The sequence below is a fragment of the Microbulbifer sp. SE14 genome, assembly GCF_059834885.1.
In genome coordinates, this window is record NZ_JCBAJA010000002.1 from 65,181 (window position 1) to 90,099 (window position 24,919).

29 protein-coding genes are annotated in these 24,919 nt (G+C 66.8%); 15 read left to right on the forward strand and 14 right to left on the reverse strand.

Features of this window, described 5'->3' with window-relative positions; all coding sequences use genetic code 11:
* Window positions 1-132 precede the first annotated feature (132 nt).
* The 7 genes from flhC to fliD all read right to left on the reverse strand — a co-directional run bounded on the left by flhC (window position 133) and on the right by fliD (window position 4,957).
* Window positions 133-699, reverse strand: coding sequence for a flagellar transcriptional regulator FlhC (gene flhC, locus AC6R19_RS01795; RefSeq protein WP_500577765.1), 567 nt, complete (start codon window positions 697-699; stop codon window positions 133-135).
* Between the two features lie 9 nt (window positions 700-708).
* Entirely contained in the window at window positions 709-1,008 is a 300-nt protein-coding gene (flhD, locus tag AC6R19_RS01800) for a flagellar transcriptional regulator FlhD (RefSeq protein WP_500577766.1), read from the reverse strand.
* Between the two features lie 356 nt (window positions 1,009-1,364).
* Window positions 1,365-1,652 carry an EscU/YscU/HrcU family type III secretion system export apparatus switch protein gene (locus AC6R19_RS01805; protein ID WP_500577767.1) on the reverse strand — a complete coding sequence of 96 codons (288 nt, stop codon included), beginning with the start codon at window positions 1,650-1,652 and terminating at the stop codon, window positions 1,365-1,367.
* A 1-nt stretch (window position 1,653) separates the two neighbouring features.
* Window positions 1,654-2,808 (reverse strand): flagellar hook-length control protein FliK, encoded by a 1,155-nt coding sequence (gene fliK, locus AC6R19_RS01810; protein WP_500577768.1) that lies wholly within the window; start codon window positions 2,806-2,808, stop codon window positions 1,654-1,656.
* Complete coding sequence (locus AC6R19_RS01815; RefSeq protein ID WP_500577769.1) at window positions 2,805-3,182, reverse strand: flagellar protein FliT; 378 nt, start codon at window positions 3,180-3,182, stop codon at window positions 2,805-2,807. The genes fliK and AC6R19_RS01815 overlap by 4 nt, the downstream gene beginning before the upstream one ends.
* On the reverse strand, window positions 3,179-3,601 hold the full coding sequence (fliS, locus tag AC6R19_RS01820; RefSeq protein WP_500577770.1) for a flagellar export chaperone FliS: 423 nt from the start codon (window positions 3,599-3,601) through the stop codon (window positions 3,179-3,181). The genes AC6R19_RS01815 and fliS overlap by 4 nt, the downstream gene beginning before the upstream one ends.
* A gap of 18 nt (window positions 3,602-3,619) precedes the next feature.
* Window positions 3,620-4,957: a flagellar filament capping protein FliD gene (gene fliD / locus AC6R19_RS01825; protein ID WP_500577771.1), complete on the reverse strand. Its 1,338-nt coding sequence runs from the start codon at window positions 4,955-4,957 to the stop codon at window positions 3,620-3,622.
* Between the two features lie 541 nt (window positions 4,958-5,498).
* On the opposite strand from fliD, the gene AC6R19_RS01830 reads away from it, so the two are divergent.
* Both AC6R19_RS01830 and AC6R19_RS01835 read left to right on the forward strand, forming a co-directional pair.
* Entirely contained in the window at window positions 5,499-6,602 is a 1,104-nt protein-coding gene (locus tag AC6R19_RS01830) for a FliC/FljB family flagellin (RefSeq protein ID WP_500577772.1), read from the forward strand.
* 158 nt (window positions 6,603-6,760) lie between these two features.
* A complete protein-coding gene (locus AC6R19_RS01835; RefSeq protein ID WP_500577773.1) occupies window positions 6,761-7,120 on the forward strand; it encodes a flagellar protein FlaG in 360 nt (119 codons plus the stop codon).
* A gap of 133 nt (window positions 7,121-7,253) precedes the next feature.
* On the opposite strand, the gene fliE is transcribed toward AC6R19_RS01835, so the two are convergent.
* Window positions 7,254-7,571 (reverse strand): flagellar hook-basal body complex protein FliE, encoded by a 318-nt coding sequence (gene fliE / locus AC6R19_RS01840; protein ID WP_500577774.1) that lies wholly within the window; start codon window positions 7,569-7,571, stop codon window positions 7,254-7,256.
* 225 nt (window positions 7,572-7,796) lie between these two features.
* Here fliE and fliF point away from each other — a divergent pair, with 225 nt between their 5' ends.
* The 13 genes from fliF to fliR all read left to right on the forward strand — a co-directional run bounded on the left by fliF (window position 7,797) and on the right by fliR (window position 18,719).
* Window positions 7,797-9,494, forward strand: a complete 1,698-nt coding sequence (fliF, locus tag AC6R19_RS01845) for a flagellar basal-body MS-ring/collar protein FliF (RefSeq protein ID WP_500577775.1) — start codon at window positions 7,797-7,799, stop codon at window positions 9,492-9,494.
* The gene (fliG, locus tag AC6R19_RS01850) at window positions 9,487-10,491 is read left to right on the forward strand and encodes a flagellar motor switch protein FliG (RefSeq protein WP_500577776.1); all 1,005 of its coding nucleotides are present in this window, start codon (window positions 9,487-9,489) and stop codon (window positions 10,489-10,491) included. The genes fliF and fliG overlap by 8 nt, the downstream gene beginning before the upstream one ends.
* Complete coding sequence (locus AC6R19_RS01855; RefSeq protein ID WP_500577777.1) at window positions 10,484-11,170, forward strand: FliH/SctL family protein; 687 nt, start codon at window positions 10,484-10,486, stop codon at window positions 11,168-11,170. Before fliG ends, AC6R19_RS01855 begins: the two co-directional genes overlap by 8 nt.
* Window positions 11,167-12,558, forward strand: a complete 1,392-nt coding sequence (gene fliI / locus AC6R19_RS01860; protein ID WP_500577778.1) for a flagellar protein export ATPase FliI — start codon at window positions 11,167-11,169, stop codon at window positions 12,556-12,558. The genes AC6R19_RS01855 and fliI overlap by 4 nt, the downstream gene beginning before the upstream one ends.
* A gap of 10 nt (window positions 12,559-12,568) precedes the next feature.
* Window positions 12,569-13,027 (forward strand): flagellar export protein FliJ, encoded by a 459-nt coding sequence (gene fliJ, locus AC6R19_RS01865; protein WP_500577779.1) that lies wholly within the window; start codon window positions 12,569-12,571, stop codon window positions 13,025-13,027.
* Window positions 13,028-13,038: 11 nt separating this feature from the next.
* Window positions 13,039-14,160: a flagellar hook-length control protein FliK gene (locus AC6R19_RS01870; protein WP_500577780.1), complete on the forward strand. Its 1,122-nt coding sequence runs from the start codon at window positions 13,039-13,041 to the stop codon at window positions 14,158-14,160.
* Window positions 14,161-14,486: 326 nt separating this feature from the next.
* Window positions 14,487-14,966, forward strand: coding sequence for a flagellar basal body-associated protein FliL (gene fliL, locus AC6R19_RS01875; RefSeq protein ID WP_500577781.1), 480 nt, complete (start codon window positions 14,487-14,489; stop codon window positions 14,964-14,966).
* A 13-nt stretch (window positions 14,967-14,979) separates the two neighbouring features.
* Window positions 14,980-16,023, forward strand: coding sequence for a flagellar motor switch protein FliM (fliM, locus tag AC6R19_RS01880; RefSeq protein WP_500577782.1), 1,044 nt, complete (start codon window positions 14,980-14,982; stop codon window positions 16,021-16,023).
* The gene (fliN, locus tag AC6R19_RS01885; RefSeq protein WP_500577783.1) at window positions 16,020-16,514 is read left to right on the forward strand and encodes a flagellar motor switch protein FliN; all 495 of its coding nucleotides are present in this window, start codon (window positions 16,020-16,022) and stop codon (window positions 16,512-16,514) included. The genes fliM and fliN overlap by 4 nt, the downstream gene beginning before the upstream one ends.
* A complete protein-coding gene (fliO, locus tag AC6R19_RS01890; RefSeq protein WP_500577784.1) occupies window positions 16,511-16,909 on the forward strand; it encodes a flagellar biosynthetic protein FliO in 399 nt (132 codons plus the stop codon). Before fliN ends, fliO begins: the two co-directional genes overlap by 4 nt.
* Window positions 16,909-17,664: a flagellar type III secretion system pore protein FliP gene (gene fliP, locus AC6R19_RS01895; protein WP_500577785.1), complete on the forward strand. Its 756-nt coding sequence runs from the start codon at window positions 16,909-16,911 to the stop codon at window positions 17,662-17,664. The genes fliO and fliP overlap by 1 nt, the downstream gene beginning before the upstream one ends.
* Window positions 17,661-17,930, forward strand: coding sequence for a flagellar biosynthesis protein FliQ (fliQ, locus tag AC6R19_RS01900; protein WP_500577786.1), 270 nt, complete (start codon window positions 17,661-17,663; stop codon window positions 17,928-17,930). The genes fliP and fliQ overlap by 4 nt, the downstream gene beginning before the upstream one ends.
* A gap of 6 nt (window positions 17,931-17,936) precedes the next feature.
* Window positions 17,937-18,719, forward strand: coding sequence for a flagellar biosynthetic protein FliR (gene fliR / locus AC6R19_RS01905; protein WP_500577787.1), 783 nt, complete (start codon window positions 17,937-17,939; stop codon window positions 18,717-18,719).
* Between the two features lie 112 nt (window positions 18,720-18,831).
* On the opposite strand, the gene flgL is transcribed toward fliR, so the two are convergent.
* The 6 genes from flgL to flgG all read right to left on the reverse strand — a co-directional run bounded on the left by flgL (window position 18,832) and on the right by flgG (window position 24,748).
* On the reverse strand, window positions 18,832-20,028 hold the full coding sequence (gene flgL / locus AC6R19_RS01910; protein ID WP_500577788.1) for a flagellar hook-associated protein FlgL: 1,197 nt from the start codon (window positions 20,026-20,028) through the stop codon (window positions 18,832-18,834).
* A 13-nt stretch (window positions 20,029-20,041) separates the two neighbouring features.
* Window positions 20,042-21,661, reverse strand: coding sequence for a flagellar hook-associated protein FlgK (flgK, locus tag AC6R19_RS01915; RefSeq protein WP_500577789.1), 1,620 nt, complete (start codon window positions 21,659-21,661; stop codon window positions 20,042-20,044).
* Window positions 21,662-21,830: 169 nt separating this feature from the next.
* Complete coding sequence (locus AC6R19_RS01920) at window positions 21,831-22,148, reverse strand: rod-binding protein (RefSeq protein WP_500577790.1); 318 nt, start codon at window positions 22,146-22,148, stop codon at window positions 21,831-21,833.
* Window positions 22,148-23,248: a flagellar basal body P-ring protein FlgI gene (locus AC6R19_RS01925; protein WP_500577791.1), complete on the reverse strand. Its 1,101-nt coding sequence runs from the start codon at window positions 23,246-23,248 to the stop codon at window positions 22,148-22,150. Before AC6R19_RS01925 ends, AC6R19_RS01920 begins: the two co-directional genes overlap by 1 nt.
* 32 nt (window positions 23,249-23,280) lie before the next feature.
* Window positions 23,281-23,940 carry a flagellar basal body L-ring protein FlgH gene (locus AC6R19_RS01930; RefSeq protein ID WP_500577792.1) on the reverse strand — a complete coding sequence of 220 codons (660 nt, stop codon included), beginning with the start codon at window positions 23,938-23,940 and terminating at the stop codon, window positions 23,281-23,283.
* Window positions 23,941-23,965: 25 nt separating this feature from the next.
* Entirely contained in the window at window positions 23,966-24,748 is a 783-nt protein-coding gene (flgG, locus tag AC6R19_RS01935; protein ID WP_500577793.1) for a flagellar basal-body rod protein FlgG, read from the reverse strand.
* Window positions 24,749-24,919: the final 171 nt, after the last annotated feature.

Consider the following 24,919-nt stretch of genomic DNA (forward strand, 5'->3'; position numbering starts at 1 on the left):
TAAAGAAGTCCGGGCAGGGAAGCCCACGGGCTAGAAACTGAAGAGGAACAACCGAGAGGGGCGGGGCGGAGTTGGAAGAGCGGAATACCGTTTCCCGGCAGCGGGAAAACGGCACTCCGCGGGCGGCAGACGTCAGGCTTCGGCGGCCAACTGTTCCCGCTCAGTGTCGCCGGACCCGGCCCGGCGTTTGCGGGTCTTGCCGGCCCGGGAAGGCGGCTGGCAGATGCCGCAGACGAAATCCTGGCTGGGTGTGTGGGCGTGGTTGACGAACCTGCCCTGGCAACTGGTACAGGAGGAGAGTTCGAACATACCGCTCTCGAAGAAGCGCACCAGGGTCCAGGCGCGGGTCAGTCCGAGAACCGGCTCCTCACCATCCAGCTCCACCTGCTCCAGGTACAACCGGTAGGCCTTGATCAGGCCCTCCATACGCTCGCAACCCTGCTCCTCAGTGAGCCGCAGGTAGATTCCGTAGAAGAGCGACGAGTGGATGTTGGGCAGCCAGGTGATGAACCAGTCGGTGGAAAACGGCAGCATGCCCTTGGGCGGGGACATGCCCCGCACCTCTTTGTAGAGGCGGATCAGGCGCCCCCGGCTCAGGTCGGTTTCCGACTCCAATACCTGCAGTCGCGCATTCAGCTCGATCAGCTCTATGGCGAGTTGTACCTGCTGCATTTCATTGACCAGGCTTTTCTCGGACACGACCGCCCCCTAGCTCGCGCTCGACGACATCAACAGGGCCGTGTGTATGTGGCCCAGGTTCTCCGCGCGCTTGTTATTGGTGAGCTTGGCGAGCTGGTCCGCATCGTCGAAGTGCAGGCGAAACAGCAACTGGTTTGTCCGCGCCAGCCGGGTCAGCTGTTTTGCGGTCAGGGACACCAGCACCCGGGCCAGGGATTCCTTGATTTTCAGCCTGAACAGGGCCGTGGTGTAGTCTTCCTTGAGAAGACGCTGGGCCAGCAGCAGATAGCTGAGGTTGATGTCCTGGATTTCATCTACGGCGCTGAGCATTTCCACAATCCTTTCTCCTCTGGTCGGTCCCCTAGGGGGATACCTCTTATAAGTCTTCAAATCCCCGAGAGGGCGGGGAGGGGTCCCCGCCGGCAGCAGCTCCGTGCAGAAGCCACACCGCCCCCGAGAAAAAATTTTGCCCAAAATCTACAGAAACCACGAATAATTTATGTTTTTCGCCATTTTGGCGAAGCACTGGCTTTAGAATCAAACGCTCAAAATGATAACCATGTAACATTATCTTTGTGATGCGTGTCACGTTAGTAACGCAAGTTAGCATAATTTATTCTGACTATGCAGACATTTTCGACCAATCTGCCCCACCAAGATCGCTTCTATGAACTGCGTCACATTTTTCAATCTTCCCTGTTGCGCTCCGCGGTTTCTAGTTGCCGTGCCCACACCAGCAACTCCGCGATCACCTGGTAGAGGCGCGGCGGGATACGCTCGTCGATATCCAGCCGCATCAGCAACGCCACCAGTTCCGGCGCGTCGTGGACGAAAATGCCCTGCCGCTGGGCCTCGGCGACAATGCGATCCGCCAGTTCGCCATATCCCCGCGCCACCACCCGGGGCGCGGCGTCGACGTCACGGTAGGCCAGCGCTACGGCACGCCGGCGTTCATCCCGGTGCTGGCTATCCATATTAGCCTTGCGTTTTCACTTTCAGAATCACCTCGCCGAACCCCAGGGCGCCGAGCCGCTCGCGCAGATGTGCGGATGCGCTATCGAGGCGCGCCGCCAGTTCAGCGGAGGCTGTGGACAGTGACAGGTCGACACGCTCGCCGTGTAGCCCCAGGCGAATCCCTATCTCGCCCAGCCCCTGGAGGTCCAGGGTCATACTGGACTGCCAGCCGTCCTCCTCGCACTGCACCTGATCGCCGCTGGCGTCCTCGCTGCCCTCCCCGGCCCCTTGCTGTTCGGGCGGGTGCAACAGCAGCGCCATGGTGATTCCGGACCAGACCTCCCCCTCCCAGCGCACTAGCGGCGCGGCCAGCATCTCCAACTGGTGGCGCAGCAGCCCCTGCAGGGACTCCCCGGCAGCCCGGTCGAGCGGGACCCTCTGCGCGGCGCCCCCCTGATCCATATCGACGCTCGCACCCCCTCCAGTACCGGCACCCACGCCCGCATCCGTCGCCCTGGCTGCCAGCGGCATGGCCCCGGTTGCGGCGGCTGCGCTGCCCGGCGGGCGTGCGGGCAGGCCCTCCGCTGCAGTGGCCGCACGGCCCTGCGGGTCCGCGGTCGTGTGTCGGGGCGCCCGGGTCAGGCGCATCTGCGGCTCCCGCAACAACCCCTCGCCCCCCTGCTCGCCGCGATACCAGCGGCCCAGGTGAGACTCGTAAAATAGCCCGCTGCTTTCCACGCTGGCGCGCAATTGCTGAGCCAGCTGCGCCGGCTCCGCGGCAACGGCCACGGGCAGCAGCGGCGCGGACGGGCGGATTGCGGAAGGGGAAGACGGGAGGCTCAGCAACAGGTCTGCGATGGCGCGCGCGGTGGTGCTGAACTCTGTGCGCACAGAAATCGGTCCGGGCTGGGCCAGCGGTACTCCGGCGCGGCCGCCGCCGGTGTCCGCTCCGGCTTCCGCCCGCGCGGGCCCGGAACCGATGCGGCCGCCGCCGGCAGCCTGATCCGCCAGGGGCGCGCGCGGGTGCAGGCGGGAATCGCTGTGCGAGGCCTGCACCGCCTGCGCGGACAATACCGGGTGCACCGGCGCCGTCGCTTGCCGGGCCGGGGCCGTGTCCACCCGCTTGCCCAGGACCTGGTGCAGCAGGGTGTCCAGAATCGGAGTAATTCCGCTCACGACTGTCCCAGGTCGGCCACGCGCCGGACGCCATAGGAACGGGCCAGGTCGCGCTTGCGCTGGGATACGCCGATCAGTTTCTGCAGTTCCTGCCGCCGCTCCAGCAGGGCGCGACGGATCTCCAAATCCTGCTCCAGTATCCGCTCCAGAAGGGCGGCCTTACGCCCCCTCTCCTCTTCGCCGAGGGGGACACTGCTCTCGGCCTTGGAGATGGACTCCAACTCGATGACATAGTGGGATTGCTCCTCGACCAGGGTGAACCAGTCCTTTTCACGCACGCAGGCGAGCATGCGGGTGGAGCGCGCCAGCAGGCTCGCATAGGCCGCCAGCAGGCGTTCCGGCGAAGACGGGACAGGAGAGAGGGCGTCCTTCATTGCGCCCCCTGTCCGCTTTTCGGATCTATTTCACGCCAAGCGGAGCCCAGGTCCTCGAGCAGGCGTCGTGCCTCCTCCAGCGCCCCGGCGTCGTCGCGCAGGTTGGCCCTGAGCAACAGCCGGGCGATATAGTCGTACAGCGACGCCATCCGATCCGCCAGCTCGCCGCCGCGCTCCCGGTCCAGGGCGGCCAGCAGGCCCTTGTTGACGATATCCAGGGCCTTGGAGATCGCCCTGCCCTTTTCCGCCCTGTTGCCGTCGCCGAGATGTACCGCGGCGGTGCGGATGGCGGTGTCGGCGCCGTCGTACAACAGGGTGATCAGGCGGTGCGGACTGGCGGACATCACGTCGCTTTCCACCCCGACCCGGGCGTAGGCGGCTGCGCCGCGGGCGCGGCCGGCTGCTCTGCTAACTCTCATGAATGGCTTACTCCCTGCTTATTGATCCAATTGTGCGCTGAGCGCCTCGAACTGTTGCGTGAGGTAGGAGCTGGTGGAATTCATCTGCGCGATCAGGCTGTCGAGTTGGGTGAACTGGGCCCGGTAGCGGGCAATGGTCTCCCCGATCCTGGCCTCGGTGCGCTCGTAGCGCTCCGCGAGTCCCTCGATACTGTTTTCCAGCCCCTCGGTGGCATTTTCCAGGGAACCATCCTCCCCGAGCATGTCGGCAAGCGCGGTCTCGATACGCCCGGCAAAACCCTCGCCGCCGGCGAAGAAATCGGACAGGGCCCCGAGCCGGTTCGCCACCACCTCGTCCAGCGCCTCGTCATCCGTTTCCAGGGTGCCGTCCAGTTGCAGGCTGATGCCCAGTTCGCTGAGCGTGCTGATCCCCGTCCCCTCCAGCGCCTGGCCCATCAGGCCGCGCAGCCGGGATTCCACACCGCGCACCGTCGCGTTGCCCAGCAGCGTCCCCGCGCTGCCGGTGGCGCTGTCGTAGTCGGTCAGTTGGGACAGGGTGTCCTGCAGCTTGTTGTAGGCGGAGACGAAGCTCCCGATATCCTTGCCGACGGCTTCGGTGTCCCGGGTGATGTCCAGGGTGGCGGTGGCGGTTTCGGCGATATCCAGCACGACGCCCTGAATGGCCCCCTCGACCCGGTTGCCCTGGCTCTCGATGGCGATGCCGTTGACTTTCAACTGGGCGTTGCGCGCCTGTATCTCGGTGGTTGCATCCAGGGCCAGGCTCCCGCCCAGCCCGGTGAAGCTCATCGAAGTGATCGCCGCCTCGGTGCCGGTATCGGTGGAGGAGAGGACCAGGCGGTAGGGCTGGCCGCTGCCGTCGTCGATGATCGACGCGCTGACGCCGGTGTCGGCGCCGTTGATCGCATCGCGAATTCCCTCCAGTGAACTCTCACTTTCGCCGACGTCCACGCTGAAGGTTTCGCCGCTGCCCAGGGTGAAATCGATGCTGCCGGCACCCAGGGTTCCGGTTTTGTCCGCCAGGCCCGCGGTGGCGATGCTGTAACTGCGGGCCTTTTGCGTCACTTCGATGTCATAGCTGCCCACCACGGCATCTTCATTGGCGGAAACGGTGAGCGCCTCTCCACTGATATCGGCCTTCACCGCCCGGAAGTTCCCGGCGTCGGCGAGCCTGGCCGCGGTTTCCTGAAACGAACTCAGGGCGTTCTCCAGCTTGCCGAAGGCGGAGATCTTCGCCTGGTAGCTCTGCTGCTTTCGCACTATCGGGGTCAGTTGCTGGCGCTCCGCGGATTCCAGCTGGTCGAGGAGACTGGTCAAATCCAGTCCGGAGCCGATGCCCAGGGATGAAATGCTGGCCATGTGATTTCCTCAGTTTGATAGCTTCTGTGCGCTCCCTTCCATTGTGACCTGCCGGAGCGGAGGGAAGCCGTCGATTAAGCCCGGCAATACGCGCTTTTTCCGGTTATCGGCCCGGCGGAACGGGACTTTAGCCCCGCAGCCTTCTTTCGCTCGAATGGCACTTAGTTGAACCAATTGTCCCTGTGGGACGGGCAAAGGAGCATAGCGACGTGCCCATCCTATAAAAATGCGGACCTTCGGCTTACTAATAAGGCGGAAGGGAAGAATACCCCTCTCCCGGGACCGTATGAGGCAGGGATGCCGATTACGAGCGTACAGGGACGTATTCACAGCGTGTCCCGGGAGAGGGGTATTCTTTGCTTCCGACCCGGTAGTAAGTAAGCACCATTCGTCTTTCGCTCTTCTTTAACGGCCCCTCCGGCGCCGGCGGAAAAAGTTTTTTCCGCGCGCCCCTAAAGCGAGCCGACGAACGGCCGAAAGACTGGGTAACGGCCCGGCCGTTGCTCCACAAACCAAACGGTGAAACACAAGGGACATCGATATGTCAGTAATCAACACCAACATCACGGCCATGATCGGCCAGCAGAACCTGAGCAAATCCCAGAGCGCCCTGCAGACCTCCATGGAGCGCCTGTCCTCCGGCCTGCGCATCAACAGCGCCGCCGACGATGCCGCCGGCCAGGCGATCGCCAACCGCATGAGCGCACAGATCACCGGCCTGTCCCAGGCCCAGCGCAACGCCAACGACGGCATCTCCGTGGCCCAGACTGCCGAGGGCGCCCTGGACCAGGTCAACGACAACCTGCAGCGTATCCGCGAGCTGAGCGTGCAGGCCCAGAACGACACCAACTCCCAGAGTGACCTGAACTCCATCCAGGACGAAATCAACCAGCGCCTGTCCGAGATAGACCGCATCTCCGGCGAGACCAACTTCAACGGTGTCAAGGTGCTGGCCCAGGACCGCGCCTTCTCCATCCAGGTGGGCGCCAACGACGGCGAACAGATCACCATGAACCTGAAGGAGATCAACTCCCAGACCCTGAACCTGGATACCTACAACGTGAACGGCTACGAGGGCACGCTGACCGCCGTGGCCGACAATGACACCTTCACCAGCGACACGGATACCACGGTCGAATACGATGCCGCCAACAGCACCATGACCATCCAGGACGCCGACGGCAATGCGCTTGCCGGTTACACCCTGAACACCGACGATGCGGGTAACCGCTTTGTTACCGACGGCACCAACACCTACGCCGTAACCAATTTTGCCGTGGCGGATGCCGGCGCAGATACCGATACCGACGGCACCAACGAAGGTAACTTCACCGTCACCGTGGACGCCGACACCGCCCTGTCGCAGAAATCCGCCAGCCCCCTGTCCAGCCTGGACTCGGCCCTGAGTGACGTGGACTCCCTGCGCTCCGACCTGGGTGCGATGCAGAACCGCTTCGAGTCCGCCATCAACAACCTGAGCACTACCGAAACCAACCTGTCCGCGGCCCGCTCCCGCATCGAGGACGCCGACTACGCGGTGGAAGTGTCCAACATGACCCGCGCGCAGATTCTGCAGCAGGCCGGCACCTCCGTACTGGCCCAGGCCAACCAGGTACCCCAGGGCGTACTCTCCCTCCTCGGCTAACCCCCTCCCTTCATTGGGACCAACCCAAGCTTTGGCCTCCTCCCCGGGGGCCCTTTTTACTGCCTCCCCGACGACGCCTCTTCGATAAAGTTTTTCTCCCGCCGGTCGATACCTTTTTGCAACGCTCTGTCTATCGCGGATACAGAAGGATTTTGACCATGCCCACGCCTGTGGATAGCAATGCCTCCCTGCCCTCTCAATTCTCCTACCTGGCCGCCCGCCAGCGCGTCGAAAAAGTACTCGCGCAGTTTTCGGTGGAAGCGGACGGAGACGAGAGCCCCTCCGAAGCCCGCACCCTATCGGGGGAGCAACTGGTGAAAGCGGTGCAGCAGGTCAACGGGGTGCTGCGAAACTACGGGGTGCAGTTCGAGACCAGTGAGGACAGCGGCCGCATCATCATCCGCCTGGTGGATCGGGAGAGCGGCGAGTTGATCCGGCAGATACCGCCGGAGGAGGCGCTGAACGCGGCCCAGCGACTGGAGGAAGTAAAGGGTCGGCTGCTGAGTCTCGAGGCCTGAGCGGAGTGCGCTGTAGGAGTTCGCAGGATGGGCGAAGCGGAGCGTGCCCATCAGCGCCATGGAAGATGGGCACGTCGCTTCGCTTCTTTGCCCATCCTACAAAAACAAATGGCTTAACTTGGTGCCACCCCAATCAGACCTGCATGTTCATGATGTCCTTGTAGGCATTCACCAGCCGGTTGCGCACCTGCACGCCCATTTCGAAGGCGACACTCGCCTTCTGCCCCGCGATCATCACATCGTGCAGGGCCACGCCCGGTTCGCCGGACTGGAAAGCGCGGCTCATGTCGCCACTCAGGCTCTGCAGTTCGTTGATGCGCTCCAGGCTCCCGCGCAGGGCGTCGGCAAAACCGCCGCCCACCGCCAGGTCCAGGCGCTTTTCCGCGCCCGCGGCCTCACCGGCCAGGCGGTGCATCTGCTTCATTACGCTGTCGATTGCGGGACTGGTCATGGTCGCTGCCTCTGTTGGATTCCGAAGCTAAGGTACCAGCGCCCCAGCCGGACCCAAGCGGGCAAATGGCGGCAAAAAAACGGGCTTTTCTTCCCTTTGCCCGGATTCCGGCTCGCCATAATCAGCGCAGTGTTATCAGCCGCCAGGATCAACCACAGCAGCAATGCCTCTATATAGAAGACCAACGCGCCGCGACATCGCCGACTGCCACAGCGGGGCCGCGGCATGAGCAGCGCCGTCCAGTCCGCCCAGGGCGCGTCGACGCCGGCGCTGAACCAGCTGCCGACGCGGCTGCTCGCCAACCCCCTGGTACCGCTGCTGGTGGCCGGCGCCGCCGCCATCGCCCTGGTGGCAGCCCTGTGGATGTGGGCCGGAGCGCCGGAGTACCGGGTGCTCTACAGCAACCTAAGCGAGGCGGACGGCGGCCGCATCATCAGCGAGCTGGAGAGCCGCGCCATTCCCTACGAATTCAGCCAGGGCGGCCGCACCCTGCTGGTGCCCGGCGACCAGGTGTACAGGCTGCGCCTGCAGCTCGCCGAGCAGGGCCTGCCGGAGGGTGCCAACGCCGGCTTCGAGATCATGGACAAGCAGGCCTTCGGCGTCAGCCAGTTCGCCGAACGGGTGAATTTCCAACGCGGCCTGCAGGGCGAACTGGCCAGTTCCATCGAATCCCTGGGCCCGGTCTCCCGCGCCCGGGTGCACCTGTCCATGGCCAAACCCTCGGTATTCATCCGCGACCGCGAGCCGGCCAAGGCCTCGGTGGTGCTGACCCTGGCACCGGGCCGCACCCTCGGCGAGGGCCAGGTCAGCGCCATAGTGCACCTGGTCTCCAGCAGCGTACCCGACCTGGCGATGGAGAATGTCACCGTGGTGGACCAGGCCGGCCGCCTGCTGTCCCGCCCCGCCGACGGCATAGGCCTGGACGCTACCCGCCTCGACTATGTGCGCGACGTGGAGCACCACTACCGGCAGCGCATCGAGAGCATCCTCGAACCGATCCTCGGCAGCGGCAATGTGCGCGCCCAGGTGGTGGCGGAAATCGACTTCGACCGGCGAGAGGAAACCAGCGAACGCTACACACCCAACCAGGACGGCCAACCGGCGGCGGTGCGCAGTGCCCGGCGCAACACTGACTTCGACGGCGACGCCGCCGTTATAGGCGGCATTCCCGGCGCTCTCACCAACACCCCGCCCGGTGCCGCCGCCTCCCCGATCCAGCTGCCCGGCGACGCGGAGGCGGCTGACCAGGGTGGCGGCGAGGCGGACGATAAGGGCCGCCTGCGCAGCGAGCAGCTGGTCAACTACGAGGTGGACCGCAACATCACCCACATCCAGCGCCAACGCGGCCAGATACAGCGGCTGTCGGCGGCGGTGGTGGTCAACTACCGCGAGGTCGTCGCCGACGACGGCGGCATGGAGCGGGTGCCACTCTCCGACCAGGAACTGCAGCGCGTCGGGCAACTGGTGCGCCAGGCCATGGGCTACTCCGAAAGCCGCGGCGACGGGCTGGAAGTGGTCAACAGTCCCTTTACCACCGCCGGCGAGGCGGTCGCCGAAACGGAGATTCCCTGGCACAGGAATCCCTTCTGGCAGCAGCTGCTGCTCAGCCTGGCCCGTTACCTGCTGACGGGCCTGGCGGCACTGATGCTCTTCCGCTGGGTGCTGCGCCCCCTGGTCGACAGGTACACCCGGCTGAAAGCGGAGCCCGCCGCCAGCCGGACGCCCCCTGCGGCCCTGCCCCAGGGCGCCCCGGCCGAGAGCGGCGGGCTCACCGAGGCCGCGGAGGAGGAGAGCCCGCCGCCGCGCCGCCGGCGCCGTTCCTCGGCCTACGAGCAGAACCTGAAGGACCTGCAGGAGATGGCCAAAGAAGACCCCGCCATGGTGGCCATGATCGTGCGCAGCTGGATAAACCGGAATGACTGAACGAAGCCCACTGAGTAGCCTGCGGCGCAGCGCCATACTGCTGCTGGCCCTGGACGAGGACAGCGCCGCCGAGGTGTTCAAGCACCTGTCCGCCCGAGAGGTGCAGGATCTCGGCCAGGAAATGGCCTCCCTGACCAGTGTCTCCCACGAGGAGATGCGCGTGGTGCTGCAGGATTTCTACGACGAGTCCGAGGAGTTCACCGCTCTCAACCTCTACTCCAGCGACCGCATCCGCGCGGTACTCACCAAGGCCCTGGGCAACGAGCGCGCCTCCAGCCTGCTGGAGGACATCCTCGACCTGAGCAGCGCCGATTCCGGCATAGACGCCCTCAACCTGATGGACGCCAACACAGTGGCCGAGATGATCCGCGACGAACACCCGCAGATCATCGCCACCATTCTGGTGCACCTGGAGCGCCGCCAGGCCGCCGCCGTACTCGAGTACTTCGAGGACAAGCTGCGCGATGACGTGGTGCTGCGCATCGCCACCTTCAGCGGCGTACAGCCCGCGGCCCTGCAGGAACTCACCGAGGTGCTCTCCAGCATGCTCGACGGCCAGAACCTGAAGCGCGCCAAGATGGGCGGCGCGCGCACCGCCGCCGAGATACTGAACCTGATGAACTCCGGCGCCGAGGAGACGGTGATCGAGCGGGTGCGCGCCCACAGCGAAGACCTGGCGCAGAAGATCATCGACGAGATGTTCCTGTTCGAGAACCTGCTGGAACTGGACGACCGCGCGATACAGCTGCTACTGAAGGAGATCAACACCAAGTCCCTGGTGGTGGCCCTGAAGGGCAGCGACGACAAGCTGGTGGAACACTTCCTGCGCAACATGTCCAGCCGCGCGGGCACCCTGCTGCGCGAGGACATGGAGGCCAGCGGTCCCATCCGCAAGTCCCAGGTGGAGCGCGAACAGAAGGCGATACTGCAGGTGGTGCGCCGCCTCGCGGACAGCGGCGAGATAGTGCTGAGCGGCGGGGACGAGGTCTATGTCTGAAGCCTTTCCCTGGCGCACCTGGCGCATGGACGAACTGGGCGAACTGGGCGGTGACAGCGATCGGCGCCGGGCCGCCGAGCGCCGGGAGGCACAGCGGGCGCAGCTGGAAGAGGCCCGCGCGCAGGCCCGCCGGGAGGGCTGGCAGGCCGGCTTCGACGCCGGCCGCGAGGAGGGGCTGGCCCGGGGCATGGAGGAGGGTCGCCGCGCCGGCGAGGAGGAGAGCGAACGCCGGCGCCGGGAGATGCTGCAGCCCCTGGCCGGACTGGCAGAGAATTTCAGCGACGCCCTGGCCCGCCTCGATGTGGAGATGGCCGCGGACCTGGCGGAGCTGGCCCTGGCCGTGGGCCGGCAGCTTGCCGGCGACGCCCTCGAGGCCCGCCCCGGACAGGTGGCGGAACTGGTGCGCACCCTGCTGCGCGAGGAACCGATGTTCAACGGCGGCTCGCGCCTGTGGCTGCACCCGGAAGACCTGCCCCTGGTGGAGGCCGAACTGGAGCGCGAACTCGCCGCCAGCGGCTGGCAGACCAGGCCCGACCCGCGCCTCAGTCGCGGTGGCTGCCGGGTGACGGGCCCTTCCGGGGAGCTGGACGCCAGCCGGGAAACCCGCTGGGAGCAGTTGCTGGAGCGGGTGCGCCGACAGGTCCGCGCTACGGCCAGCGGTGCGGAGGATCGAGCGTGACCGCTGCCGCCGCACAAGCCCACAGCGATCAGTGGCGGCAGACCCTGCGCCGTGCCACCGCACAGGTGGCGGCACTGCCTGCTTACCGCGCCAGCGGCCGGGTGGTGCGCGCCACTGGACTGGTGCTGGAGGCCGTGGGGCTGCAGGTGCCCTTGGGCAGCGGCTGCCGCGTGGAACTCTTCCCCCAGGGCGGCGGCGAAAAGCCGGTCTTCGCCGAGGCGGAGGTGGTGGGTTTTTCCGGTGACAGGCTGTACCTGATGCCGCTGGCGGAGATAGGCGGCCTGGCGCCCGGCGCCCGCGTCTTCGCCCTTGGCAGCGCCGGCGCGCGCCGCTTCCCCCTGGGCGAGGCCCTGCTGGGGCGGGTGGTAGACGGCAGCGGCCGCCCCCTGGACGGCGGCGCGCCACTTCCCGAGGGCGACTGCGGCGCCCTTGCCGCGGCGCCGCTGAATCCCCTGGCGCGCACGCCCATCCACGCTCCGATAGACGTCGGCATACGCGCCATCAACAGCCTGCTCAGCGTCGGCCGCGGCCAGCGCCTGGGACTCTTCGCCGGCTCCGGCGTAGGCAAGTCGGTGCTGCTGGGCATGATGGCCCGCTACACCAGCGCCGACGTCATCGTGGTGGGGCTGATCGGCGAGCGCGGCCGCGAGGTGAAGGACTTTATCGATAATATCCTCGGTGAGGAGGGCCTGCGCCGCTCGGTGGTGGTGGCCGCGCCGGCGGACACCTCGCCGCTGCAGCGACTGCAGGGTGCCGCCTACGCCACCCGGGTGGCGGAGTACTTCCGCGACCGGGGCCAGAGCGTGCTGCTGATCATGGACTCCCTGACCCGCTACGCCATGGCCCAGCGGGAGATCGCCCTGGCCATCGGCGAGCCGCCGGCCACCAAAGGCTATCCGCCGTCGGTGTTCGCCAGGCTGCCGGGGCTGGTGGAGCGGGCCGGCAACGGCGAGAACGGCGGCTCCATCACCGCTTTCTATACCGTGCTCGCCGAGGGCGACGACCAGCAGGACCCCATCGCCGACTCGGCCCGCGCCATCCTCGACGGCCACATAGTGCTGTCGCGCACCCTGGCCGAGGCGGGCCACTACCCGGCGATCGATATAGAGGCCTCCGTCAGCCGCGCCATGGCCGCAATCACCGACGGCGGACAGCAGCGCAACGCGCAGCGCTTCAAGCAACTCTTCTCGCGCTACCAACGCAACCGCGACCTGATCAGCGTCGGCGCCTACAGTCCGGGCCAGGATCCGCAGCTGGACCTGGCGGTGCAACTGTACCCGCGGATGGAGGCCTTCCTGCAGCAGGACATCGGCGAGCGCGCCGGCATCGACGACTCGCAGCGGGCCATGGCGGCCCTCCTCGCCAATCAACAGGAAAAGCCGCAGTAGGAGTTGAGCCATGGGCGCACCCGGTCCGCTGGACACACTGATCGACCAGAGCCGCAGGGCCCGCGACAGCGCCGGGAGCCTGCTCGCCGAGGAGCTGCGCGGCAATGAAGCTACCGCCGCGCAGTTGGAGACACTGCAGCAGTACCGGCGGGAATACTGCCAGCGCCTGCAGGAGGCCATGGGCCGTGGCATCAGCGCCGCCAGCCTGGACGACTACAGCCGATTTATCCGCTCGCTGGACAGCGCCATAGACCGCGCCCGCGAGGCCCTGGCGCAGCAGCAGGAGAGGCTCGCCGCCAGCCGCGAGCACTGGCAGCAGCGGCAGCGCCAGCTGTCGTCCTACAGCACCCTGGCCGCGCGCCGCGCGGAGCGCGAACGCCACCGGGAGCAGAGACGCGAGCGCCAGCAGGCCGACGAAATGACCCAGAACCTCCTCGCCCGGCGCGCGGAAGGCCCCAATCCCCAATAAGGAGAAAGACCATGGATATCACCGCACTGCTCGCCCGGCTGCCGGTCGGGGATGGCGACGGGGTCCGCGGCGCAGCGGCCGGCCCGACCGGCGGCGGGTCCTTCGCCCGGCTGCTGCAGGCTGCCGCCGATGACAGCGCGGCCGCGACCGCAGGCCTGCTCGACGAAATCCACCCAATCACGACGGGCGGAAAGCCCGCCCCGCTGCCGCCGCTCCCCGGCGGCGCAGTCGCGGCGCCGGCTATTGCCGCGTCAGAAGTCGCCGGTGAAGACAGCGGCGCCAAAGACCAGGTCGCGGAGACGGATATAGCCTTCGCAATCCCGTTCGCCCCGGCACCCGCCCCCCAGAGCTTTTCCACGCCGGTGCCCGGCGAGGGGGCGGAAGCCGGCTCCCCTGGGGTGCAGCTGTCCGCGACTGTCCCCCCGGGACTCAGCGAGCCACAATCAGGCGCACACCTGCGGGATACCGCTGTCGCGGCGGAAACCGCGACTCTGCGGGTCCAGGCCGCGCAGGCCGCCGGCGCCGCAGTCCCGGCAGCGACCGCCGACAGGCCCGCTTCGGAATTGGCCCGCGCAGAGGGAACGGCCACCCCGGGGGGCGCCGCGGTGGAGACCACATCGCCAGGCGCAGCGTTTGCGACGGTGCCCCTTTCCGGCCCCAACCCGGGCACTCAGCCCACCCCAGCCGCGCCCACCGTCTCCCCTAGCCTGCAGTCCCCGTTGGCCAGCCCGCCCTGGGGACAGGAGCTGGGCCAGCAGCTGGTGGAGCTGGCACAGCGCGGCGAAGACCGTGTCCAACTGCAGCTGAACCCCCGCGAGTTGGGTCCACTATCGGTGAGCCTGACGGTGGACGACCAGGGGGCGCGGGCCCAGTTCTTCTCAGCCCAGGCCGCGGTGCGCGGCGCCGTGGAACAGGCTATACCCCAGCTGCGTGAAGCCCTGGCCCAGCAGGGCATCGCCCTGGGCGAGGCCAGCGTGGGCGAACAACAGCAGCAGCGCCAGCGGGCGCCGGAGGCCTGGGACCACGCCGGCGGCCCGGCCGGTGAAGGTGAACTGTCACTGGAAACAGCCCCCGCGGCGCCCACAACTGCCGCGACTGCCGGCCGCATCGGCGGCGTGGATCTGTACGCCTAGGCAGTAGAGGTGGGATACGGGGCGAGACCGCAACGGGTTCGCGCTATATATCGCTGAAGGATGCGTTGCGCGAAACAACCGCGAGGACTCTATGCCAGAGACTAGGATGGGCAAAGCGCAGCGTACCCATCGTCCCTCGTTGATGGACACGTCGCTGCGCTCCTTTGCCCATCCTGCTTGACTGCCGGTGCCGCTTCCAAAGCGCCCGGCACCTAAACGCCGAGATAAGCCCAATACGGCGCCCTTTTCTTCGGATTCCCCCGCCCGCACCGCCGGCATACTCCCTCGCCATCGATTGGTGAATTTCCGGTAGAAGGCGCAAGTGAATGGCAGAGACAGCTAGCAAACCGCGCGGCCTGGTGTGGCTGGCGGTAGTGGCGGTGGCACTGATCGCCGCCCTGGTGGCGATGAATATGTACCTGCTGCTCAGGGACGTCGACGGCGGCAACTCCGCTGTCGAAGAACAGGGGCAGGAACCCGAGGGTCCCGCCGATCCCATCTACGTCAAGATAGATCCCTTCACCGTCAACCTGCAGAGCGACCTCTACGGCCGCCTGCTGTACGTGGGCCTGTCACTGCAGGTGGGCGACGAGGACACCCGGGAATTCCTCCTCGAGCACATGCCCCAGGTGCGCAGCCGCCTGCTGATACTGCACTCGGCCCAGAGCCCGGAAACACTGGCCAGCCCCGAGGGCAAGCGCGAGCTGGCCGCCGGTATTCTCGCCGCACTGGCGGAACCCATGACCAGGCACCAGCCCGAACTCCACATAGACGACGTCCTCTTTACCGAGTTCATCGTGCAATAAGGGAAGGCAGACCATGGCCCAGGACGACCTGCTCTCCCAGGAAGAAATCGACGCCCTGCTGAACGGCCCCGGGGACGGCGCCGACACCGGCACCGCCAGTTCGGCACCGCAGATGCGGCCCTATGACCCGGCCACCCAGCAGCGGGTGATCCGCGAGCGGCTGCACAGCATGGATATCATCAACGAGCGGTTCGCGCGGCATTTCCGCGTCGGCCTGTTCAACCTGATCCGCCGCAGTGCCGATATCACCGTGGAATCGGTGCGCTACCAGAGCTTCAAGGATTTCTCCCGCAACCTGCCGGTGCCCACAAACCTGAACCTGATCTCCATGAAACCCCTGCGCGGCACCGGCCTGATGGTCTTCCCGCCGAGCGTGGTGTTCATGGTGGTGGACAGCCTGTTCGGCGGCGATGGTCGCTTCGTCACCCGCTCCGAGGGGCGCGAGTTCACCAACACCGAGCAGCGCGTCATCCAGCGCATACTGCGCCTGGCCATCGGCGCCTATAGGGACTCCTGGCAGTCTGTGTACGAACTGGACATCCGCTACCTGCGCTCCGAGCTGCAGGCACGCTTCGCCAATATCACCAATTCGCCCAACGAGATCATCGTCAACACCACCTTCCACCTGGAAGTGGGCAACCTGTCCGATCACTTCCAGATCTGCATGCCCTACTCGATGATCGAGCCGCTGCGCGACCTGCTTACCAACCCGGTGGCGGACGGCCGCAGCGCGGGGGACAAGACCTGGAACCGGCGCATGGCCGGCGAGATACGCCAGTCCGAAGTGGAACTGGTGGCCGAGTTCGCCAGCCTGCCGAGCCGCATCGGCGCGGTCACGAACCTGAAGTGCGGGGACGTGCTGCCCCTGGACCTGCCCGGCACGGTCACCGCGCGGGTGGACGGCGTGCCGGTGCTGGAGTGCGAGTACGGCAGCCGCAACGGCCAGCGCGCCCTGCGCGTATCCAGGGTGATAGAGCGCAACGGCGGGCGCACGGTGCTCGGCGCCGGCAATTTCATCGAGGGGGCAATGCCCAAGAGCGAGGAGAGCGAGCAATGAGCGACGCCGAGAAAACCGAAGAGAAGACCGGAGAGAGCACCGAAGAGAACAGCGGTGGCGAAAGCTGGGCGGCGGCCATGGCCGAACAACTGAGCGACGCCGATCCCTGGGCCGAGGCCCTGGCGGAACAGGAGTCCGCCGAAAGTGTGGAAGGTGCCGACGCCGGTGCGCGCAGCGCCGGCGAGCAGGTGTTCAAACCCCTGGAACAGGGGGTTGCCGGCACCGCCGCCCGCGACCTGGAAATGGTGATGGACATACCGGTAAAGCTCAGCGTGGAGCTGGGCCGCACCCGCATCACCATCAAGCAGCTGCTGGAGCTGGCCCAGGGCTCGGTGATCGAACTGGACGGCCTGGCCGGCGAGCCGATGGACATACTGATCAACGGCTACCTGATCGCCCAGGGCGAGGTGGTGGTGGTAGACGACAAGTACGGCATCCGCATCACCGAGATAGTCACCCCCCAGGAACGCGTGCAGAAGCTGAACCGATGAACCCGACGAGCGCCAACGCCAGCGAAGCCCTGCCGGGCATGGCCGCACTGGGCAAGACCACCCTGGTGCTGATCGGACTGGTGGGGCTGATCCTGCTGTGCGGCTGGCTGCTGCGGCGCCTGGGCCCCGGCCAGGGCGCCGCCAACCCGGCCCTGAAGGTGATCGCCAGCCGCGCGGTGGGCCCGCGGGAGCGGGTGGTGGTGATGGAAGTCGAAGGCACCTGGCTGTTGCTGGGGGTGGGCGGCGGCAGGGTGAGCAAACTGCACCAACTGCCGGCGCCGCCGGAAGCTCCTTCCCCCGAAGGGGCAGCCGCGGAAAACGGCGGCGACAGCTTCGCCAGCCGCTTTGCCCGCGCCCTGGGGCAGAACCTCGGCGGCCGGGGGAGCAGCCTGTGATGCCGCTCCAGAAATTGTGCCGCCCGGCGGCGCTCCTTGTGCTGGGCCTTGTATTCGCCGACGGCGCCTGGGCCCAGACAGGCCTGCCCGGCATCGTCAGCCAGCCCACCGCGGACGGCGGCCAGCAGTGGTCCATCAAGCTGCAGACGCTGCTGCTGCTCACCAGCCTGGCCTTTATTCCGGCGGTGCTGCTGATGATGACCTGCTTCACCCGCATCATCATAGTGCTGAGCCTGCTGCGCACCGCCATGGGCACCCAGGCCACGCCGCCCAACCAGGTGCTGCTGGGCCTGACCCTGTTCCTGACCTTTTTCGTGATGTCGCCGGTGCTGGAACAGATCTACACCAGCGCCTGGCAGCCGCTGGCGGCGGACGAGATCGGCTTGGAGCAGGCGCTGGAGCGCGGTAGCCAGCCGCTGCGGCAGTTCATGCTGGCCCAGACCCGCGAGCCGGACATAGCCCTGTTCGCGCGCCTGGCGGAGGTCGGCCCGCTGCAGAGCCCCGAGGAGACTCCCCTGCGGGTGCTGTTGCCGGCCTTCGTCACCAGCGAGCTGAAGACCGCCTTCCAGATCGGCTTCACGATATTCATTCCCTTCCTGATCATCGACCTGGTGGTGGCCAGCGTGCTGATGGCGCTGGGCATGATGATGGTGCCGCCGGCCACCATCTCCCTGCCCTTCAAGCTGATGCTGTTCGTGCTGGTGGACGGCTGGCAACTGCTGGTCGGGTCCCTGGCGCAGAGCTTCTTCGTATGAGTCCGGAAACCGTCATGAACATCGCCTACAGGGCCATGATGGTGACCCTCTACATGGGCGCGCCCATGCTGGTCACCGCCCTGCTGGTGGGCCTGCTGGTGAGCCTGTTCCAGGCCGCCACCCAGATCAACGAGATGACCCTGTCGTTCATCCCCAAGATACTGGCAGTGTTCGCGGTATTGGTGATCGCCGGCCCCTGGCTGCTGGCGCTGATCACCGACTACACCCGCGCCCTGTTCCAGAACATCCCCTTCCTGGTCTCCTGAGCGGTGGTGGAAATCACCTTCGCCCAACTGCACGGCTGGCTGGTGACCTTCCTGTGGCCCTTCATGCGCATCTCGGCCTTCTTCATGGCGGCGCCGCTGCTGGGCCACACGGCCATTCCCGTGCGGGTCAAGATAGGGCTGGCGGCACTGCTCAGTGCCGCGGTGGCGCCGGGCCTGCCGCCGCTGCCGGAGGCACCGGTGTGGTCCTGGGCGGGGCTCGGCATCGTCGTGGAGCAAACCCTGATAGGCGCGGCCATGGGCCTGGCGCTGCGGGTGATGTTCAGCGCGGTGCAGGCGGCGGGGGAGTATATCGGCCTGCAGATGGGCCTGGCCTTCGCCACCTTCGTCAGTCCGGACGGCGCCAACACGGTGGTGCTGTCGCGCATCTTCAATATGATCACCCTGATGATGTTCCTGGCGGTGAACGGCCACCTGATCGTCATCGACACCCTGGCCGCCAGCTTCCGCACCCTGCCCATCGGCTACACCGGCCTCAACCCGGCCGGCCTGGACCTGCTGGTGCGCTACGGCGGCACCATCTTCGCCTCCGGCCTGCTGCTGGCCCTGCCGGTGGTGGCGGCGCTGCTGATCGTCAACCTGTCCCTGGGCATCCTCAACCGCTCGGCGCCGCAGCTGACCGTCTTCTCGGTGGGCTTCCCCACCTCCCTGACCCTGGGCCTGTTCCTACTGACGGTGCTGATGACGGATTTCGGCCGCTTCCTGCAGCACCTCTTCGGCCAGGGGCTCGGGTTCCTGCAGCAGTTGGTGGAGGCGCTGGCGCCGCTGTGACAACGCGGCGGATCGGCGTGCCCTGTAGGAGCCTGTCCGCAAGCGAAAAGAAAGATCGGTGCTGCATAGCCGTTCGCCTGCAGGCAGGCTCCAGGGAGGTGTGTGCCCCGGATCAGATCCGGTCGAACAGGCTCATGCCCTTGATATCCACGAAGGCCTTCTGTGCCGCCTGCAGGCCTACCTGGCGCAGGCTGTACTCGGAGATGGCCTCCACATAGTCCAGGTCCACCAGGTCCGACAGGGTCTGCTCGTAGTTGAGCAGCCGGTTGCCGGCCACCGAGTCCACCACGTCCAGTTCGTTCAGGCGCGCCCCGACGGAGGCGCGGGTGGTGAGCACATTGTCCAGGCTGTTGTCGAACTCGCGCATGACGGTACTGAGGGTGTTTTTGCGCGCGGCCCGCTCGGCATCGGTGCCGGCCGGTTGCTCCAGTACCGCCAGGGCCTTCTCGAAAGTCCTGAACAGGTCGGTGTTCCTGTTCTGCGCCCTGTCCAGGGTGATGCGGTCGCCGTCGGCGGGGCTGCCGTCGAGGGTCAGGGACAGGCCGCCGAAGCTGATCGCCTGACCTTCCTCGTAGGGCTGCGCCGGACCGCCGTTGACGGAATAGGTGGCGGCGCCGCCGGACACGGCGAAGGCGATATCGAAGGCGCCGCCGTAGCCGGGGTCGCTCTCGTCCACGACGTTGGGCCCCCTGAAGGTGACGCTGCCACTGTTACCGGCATCCGCCTCAGCCACATAGCCGGCGCCGGCGGGTACGCTCTGGAACACCGCGCTGCCGCTGTCCGCCACCGGCAGCAGGCGGGAGGCGTCGATGCGCACCTGGCGGCTGTTGCTGTCGCCGACATAGCTGACACGGCCATCGGCGACGCGCACAAAGGGCTCGCTGCCGTCCTGATAGCCCCCGAACAGGTAGCGGCCGTTGCCGTCGGTGGCGTTGGCCTGGCCTATCACCGTCTCGTAGATTCCGCGCAGCTCGCTGGCAACGGAGGCGCGGTCGGCGTCGCTGAGGGTGTCGCTGGCGGCCTGGACCATCAGGGTCTTGGCACTGGCGATGGCGTCGCTGACGCTGTTGAGCACGCTCTCCTCCTGGGCCAGGGCGTTACGGGCGCCGACGCGGGCGTCCGCATACTGCCGGGTGACCGCCAGGGCCTGGGACACCTGCACCGCCCGGGAGGCGGCCTGGGGATCGTCGGAGGGATTGACTACCCGGCGGCCGGAGGCAATCTGCTGGCCCACCTTGAGGAAGTCGCCCTGCTGGCGGTTCATGGAGCCCATGCTCTGTTCGTAGATGGTGACGGTACTGATACGCATGGCAATGGTCTCCTTAACGCAGGCCCAGTATCGCGTCCATCACGGTCGAAGCCGTCTGGATCACTTTGGCGTTGGCTTGGTAGTACTGTTGGAAACGGATCAGGTTGGCGGCCTCCTCGTCCAGATTGACGCCGGATTCCGACTGCTGCAGCGCGCGCAACTGTTCGCTGAGCCCCTGCTGGGCATCCAGGTTCACCTGGACGATATTGGTGCGGCTGCCCACGTCGCTGACGATGGACGCGTAGGCGCCGCTCAAGGTGGCGCTGCCACCCACCAGCTGCGCATTCTGCAGCTGCTGCAGCGCCAGGGCGTTCTCGTTGTCGCCGCTGCCGCCACCGGCAGCGGCGGCGATTTTCGCGCCATCGCGGATCAGGTTTTCCAGGCCGCCGCCGGCGGCGCGGACGGGCTGCAGCTGGAAGCGGTCGCCATCCGCCAGGCCGGCGGCGCCGCCGATGGTCACTACCAGGCCGCCGAAGCTGAGCTGGCTGCCGGCGTCCAGGGTGGCGGTGAAAGTCTCACCGCTGTCCAGGCGGGTGACCTGGAATTCGCCGCTCGCGGCGTCGGTCACCTGCAGTTCGAAGTCGCTGGCGGTGAGCTGGGCGATATCGCCAAAGGCCGCGCTGATGGCGGCGCTGCCGCTGTTGCCAGCACCGCCGTAGGCGCGCGGCTGGCCCAGGGCGAAGAGGTCGCCGCCGGGGTTGCCGTTTGCGTCCACGCCGGCGCGGTGCTGGGCATTCAGGCCCGCGGCCAGGGACACGGCCAGCTGGCCCAGCTGGTTCTGGGTCTTGTCCAGGGTCTCGCGGCGGAAACTCAGCAGCCCGCCCAGGGCGCCGCCGGCGATGGTGTCTTCATCCAGTTCGATCTGGTTGCCGGCGGAATCCCGGTAGGCCACCGCGATGCGGCTGGGATCGGCGGAGGAGCCCATCGCCTCCAGGCCGAAGCTGCGCGAGCCGGCCACAATCGGCTGGCCGTTACCGATGGACAGGTTGTAGGTGCCGCTCTCCTGTACCGTCAGCTGCACGTCTATGCGCTCGCTCAGTTCCGCCACCAGCTGGTCGCGCTGGTTCAGCAGGCTGTTGGGGGCCTCGCCGTGCCTGGCCTTGGCCAGGGCTATCTCGCGGTTGAGGCCGGCGATCTGCCCGGCGGCGTTGTTGATCTGGGTGATCTCCTCGGCGATCTGGCCGTTGACGCCCCGGCGCATGTCCTGCAGGTAACCGTCGAAGGCGCGGAACTGGGCGCTCAGGGTGTCCGCCGCGCCTATCACCCCCTGGCGCGCCGCCGGATCGGCGGGGGCGGCCACCAGGTCCTCGATGGCGGAAAAGAAATTCTGCATCAGCGGCGCCAGGCCCGCCTCGCGATCGGCGAGCAGGTTGTCGATCTGCGACACCTGTACCTGGTAGCTGGCCAGGGCGCCGGTCTTGCTGTTGGCGGCATTGAGTTGGTTGGCCACGAAGTGGTCGAACTGGCGCTGTATGTCGTTCACCTGCACGCCCCGGCCGGCACTGCGCTCGCCGAGCAAGGTGAGCTCCCGGTTGTAGCCCGGGGTGTAGACGTTGCTGATATTGTTGCCAGTGGTGTTGAGCGCGTTCTGCGCGGCGTTGAGGCCGCTGAGGCCGATCGAAAAAATACTCATGCTTGCCTTTCCGTAAAGCCGGTACCCCTGTTATCGGCCGGGGGCCGTTGTTCTTAAGGAAAACAGTGCCTGTAGGAGCCTGCTTGCAGGCGAATGGCTACGGAGCCAGATCCATTCGCCTGCAAGCAGGCTCCTACAGAGACTTCGTCGCTTCAGTGGCAACCGGATTTCATTTGTCACTGTTGGGCACGGGGCCGGAGAGCTGCGCCATCAACTGCTCCGCCAGTCCCAGGCCCCGCCCGGCCAGGTGTTGGGACAGCTGCTGGTCGTGCAGGGATTCGTAGAAGCGGATATCGGAGTTGTCGAGCAGCCCGGCGCGGGGCGTTGCGTCGCGCATGCCCTTCATCAGCTGCTGCAGGAACAGCGCCTCGAACTGCTCCGCCGCGGCGCGCAGGTTTTTCTGTGGATCCGCGGCGGCGCCATTCTTGAGCCGTTCCAGTTCCTGCATATCCAGGGCGAAGTGCCCGCTCACTGTCGCCTTGTTCATCAGATGATCTCCAGTTCCGCGCGCAGTGCGCCGGCGGCCTTGAGGGCCTCGAGGATCGACATCAGGTCCTGGGGCGTGGCGCCCAGGGCGTTGAGGGCGTCCACCACCTCCATCAGGTCGGCCCCCTGCACGAATTGCAGGGCGCCCACCTGCTGGCGCACGGTGATGTCGCTGTCCGGCACCACCACCGTGTCGCCCTCGCCGAAGGGGGCCGGCTGGCTGACGCCGAAGTGGGTGTCTATCACCACCGACAGGTTACCGTGGGCCACGGCGGCGGGACCGAGGGTGACGCGGCCGTTCAGCACCACCGAGCCGCTGCGGGCATTGAGCACCACCCGTGCCGGGGGCTCTACCGGCGTCACCCGGACGCCCTCCACCCGGGCCATGAAGTCGACCCTGGCATTGCGGTCCATGGGGCCGTGCAGGCGGATGACACCCGCGTCCAGGGCCTCGGCCACCGGGTGGCCGAACTCGGCATTGATGGCGCGCACCGCGCGCCGCGCGGTGCCGAAATTCGCCTCGCGCAGGTGCAGTTCCAGCGCCCCGCCGCCGGCCCCCAGTTCCAGGGGCACCTGCCGTTCCACCAGGGCACCGCCGGCAATGCGGCCGCCCGCCTGCTGGTTTATCTGCACACTGGAGCCGCCGGCTTCGGCGCCGGCGCCGCCCACCAGCAGGTTACCCTGGGCGACGGCGTAGGTGAGACCGTCCATGCCCTTCAGCGGCGTCATCAGCAGGGTGCCGCCGCGCAGGCTGCGGGCGTTGCCGACTGAGGAAACCACCACATCGATGCGCTGTCCGGGCCGCGCGAAGGGCGGCAGTTCGGCGGTGATCATGACCCCGGCGACGTTGCGCAGCTGCATATTGGTGCCCTGGGGAATGGTGATCCCCAGTTGCGAAAACATGTTGGTCAGGCTCTGGGTGGTGAAAGGCGTCTGCATCGTCTGGTCGCCGCTGCCGTCCAGGCCCACCACCAGGCCGTAGCCCACCAGCAGGTTGTCGCGCACACCGGCGAAGTCCGCCAGCTCGCGCAGGGGCTCGGCGCGCACCGCGGCGCTGAGCAGCGCCAGCAGCAACAGGTGGATCGGGAAAAGAATTCGCATGGTCGCGCTCGCTCGGGGATCAGAATGGGGGCTCAGAAAGGGGAAAGGTTCAGGAACAGACGCTGCAGCCAGCCCATATGCTGGGCCTCGTCGATGTAGCCGTCGCCGACGTATTCGATGCGCGCGTCGGCCACCTGGGTGGAGCGCACCGTGTTGGCGCCGGAGATCTCACGCGGATCGATGATGCCGGAGAAGCGGATGAACTCGGTGCCCTGGTTGATCAGTATCTGCTTCTCGCCGCGCACCCTCAGGTTGGCGTTGGGCAGCACCTCCAGCACCGTCACCGTCATGGTGCCGGTGAAGCTGTTCCTGGCGCTGGCGCCGCCACCGCCCTCGAAGCCGTTGCTGCCCTCTATGTCGAAACCGTAATCCGCCAGGCTCTCCAGGCCGTCCGGCACCACGGTGGAGGTCAGGGAGGCGGCGCCGCTGCGGCTGGCGTCGCTCGCCGAGCGCTTGGACGCGCTCACCTGCTCGTTGAATACCACCGTCAGCAGGTCGCCGGCCATGCGCGGGCGTCGGTCCTCGAACAGCGGGCGGTAGCCGCGATCGGGCTGGTAGACGGCGCCGTTCGCCTGCGGGGGCGGCGGCAGGGGAATATCCACCCACTCCTCCTGGCTCACCACCGAGGAGCGCGGCAACTGCGCACAAGCGGCCACGAGCAGCGCCACCGCCACCGCCAGGGCTTTTTTCACTGCGAAGAACACGGCCCCGGCCCGCTTACAGCTGGGCCAGGCGCGACAGCATCTCGTCGGATGCCTGCACCGCCTTGCTGTTGATCTCGTAGGCGCGCTGGGTCTGGATCATGCTGACCATCTCCTCCACCACGTTGACGTTGGAGGTCTCCACGTAGGACTGGTAGAGGCTGCCGGCGCCGTTCATGCCCGGCATGCTCTCGGTGCGCATGCCCGAGGCGGTGGTCTCCAGATAGAGGTTCTCGCCGATGCTCTCCAGGCCAGCCGGGTTGACGAAGGTGGACAGGGTCAGCTGACCCACTTCCACGCTCTGGCTGGAGCCCGGCTCGGTGACCGACACCAGGCCATCCTTGCCGATGGTCACCGACAGAGCGTTTTCCGGGATGATCACCGCCGGTTCCAGCGGGTAGCCGCTCGCGGTCACCATTTGGCCGTTCTGGTCCAGTTGGAAGCTGCCGTCGCGGGTGTAGGCGGTGCCGCCGTCGGGCAGGCGCACCTGGAAGAAGCCCTTGCCGTTGATGGCCAGGTCGCGGGAGTTACCGGTGCTCTCCAGGCCGCCCTGGGTGTGCAGCCGCTCGGTGGCCACCGGGCGCACGCCGCTGCCCATCTGCATGCCCGAGGGCAATATGTTCTGCATATCGTTCTGCGCGCCCGGCTGGCGCAGGTTCTGGTACAACAGATCCTCGAACACGGCGCGGGATTTCTTGAAGCCGTTGGTGCTGACGTTGGCCAGGTTGTTGGCGATCACGTCCATCTTCACCTGTTGTGACTCGAGGCCCGTCTTGGCCGTCCACAGGGATTTGATCATTTTCTTTTCCTCTCAGGGTTGGCGCCTGGTGGCGCCACAAGTCCGATGCGAAGGATCTGCTGCCGGGGGTGCCTTGCGGGACTGTCTGCGAGAGGGACCTCGCGGACAAGCCTACAGGGATGTATTTATGGGGGGGCGCCTAGCCCGTGTCCCGCAAGCCCCCCCCGGCAG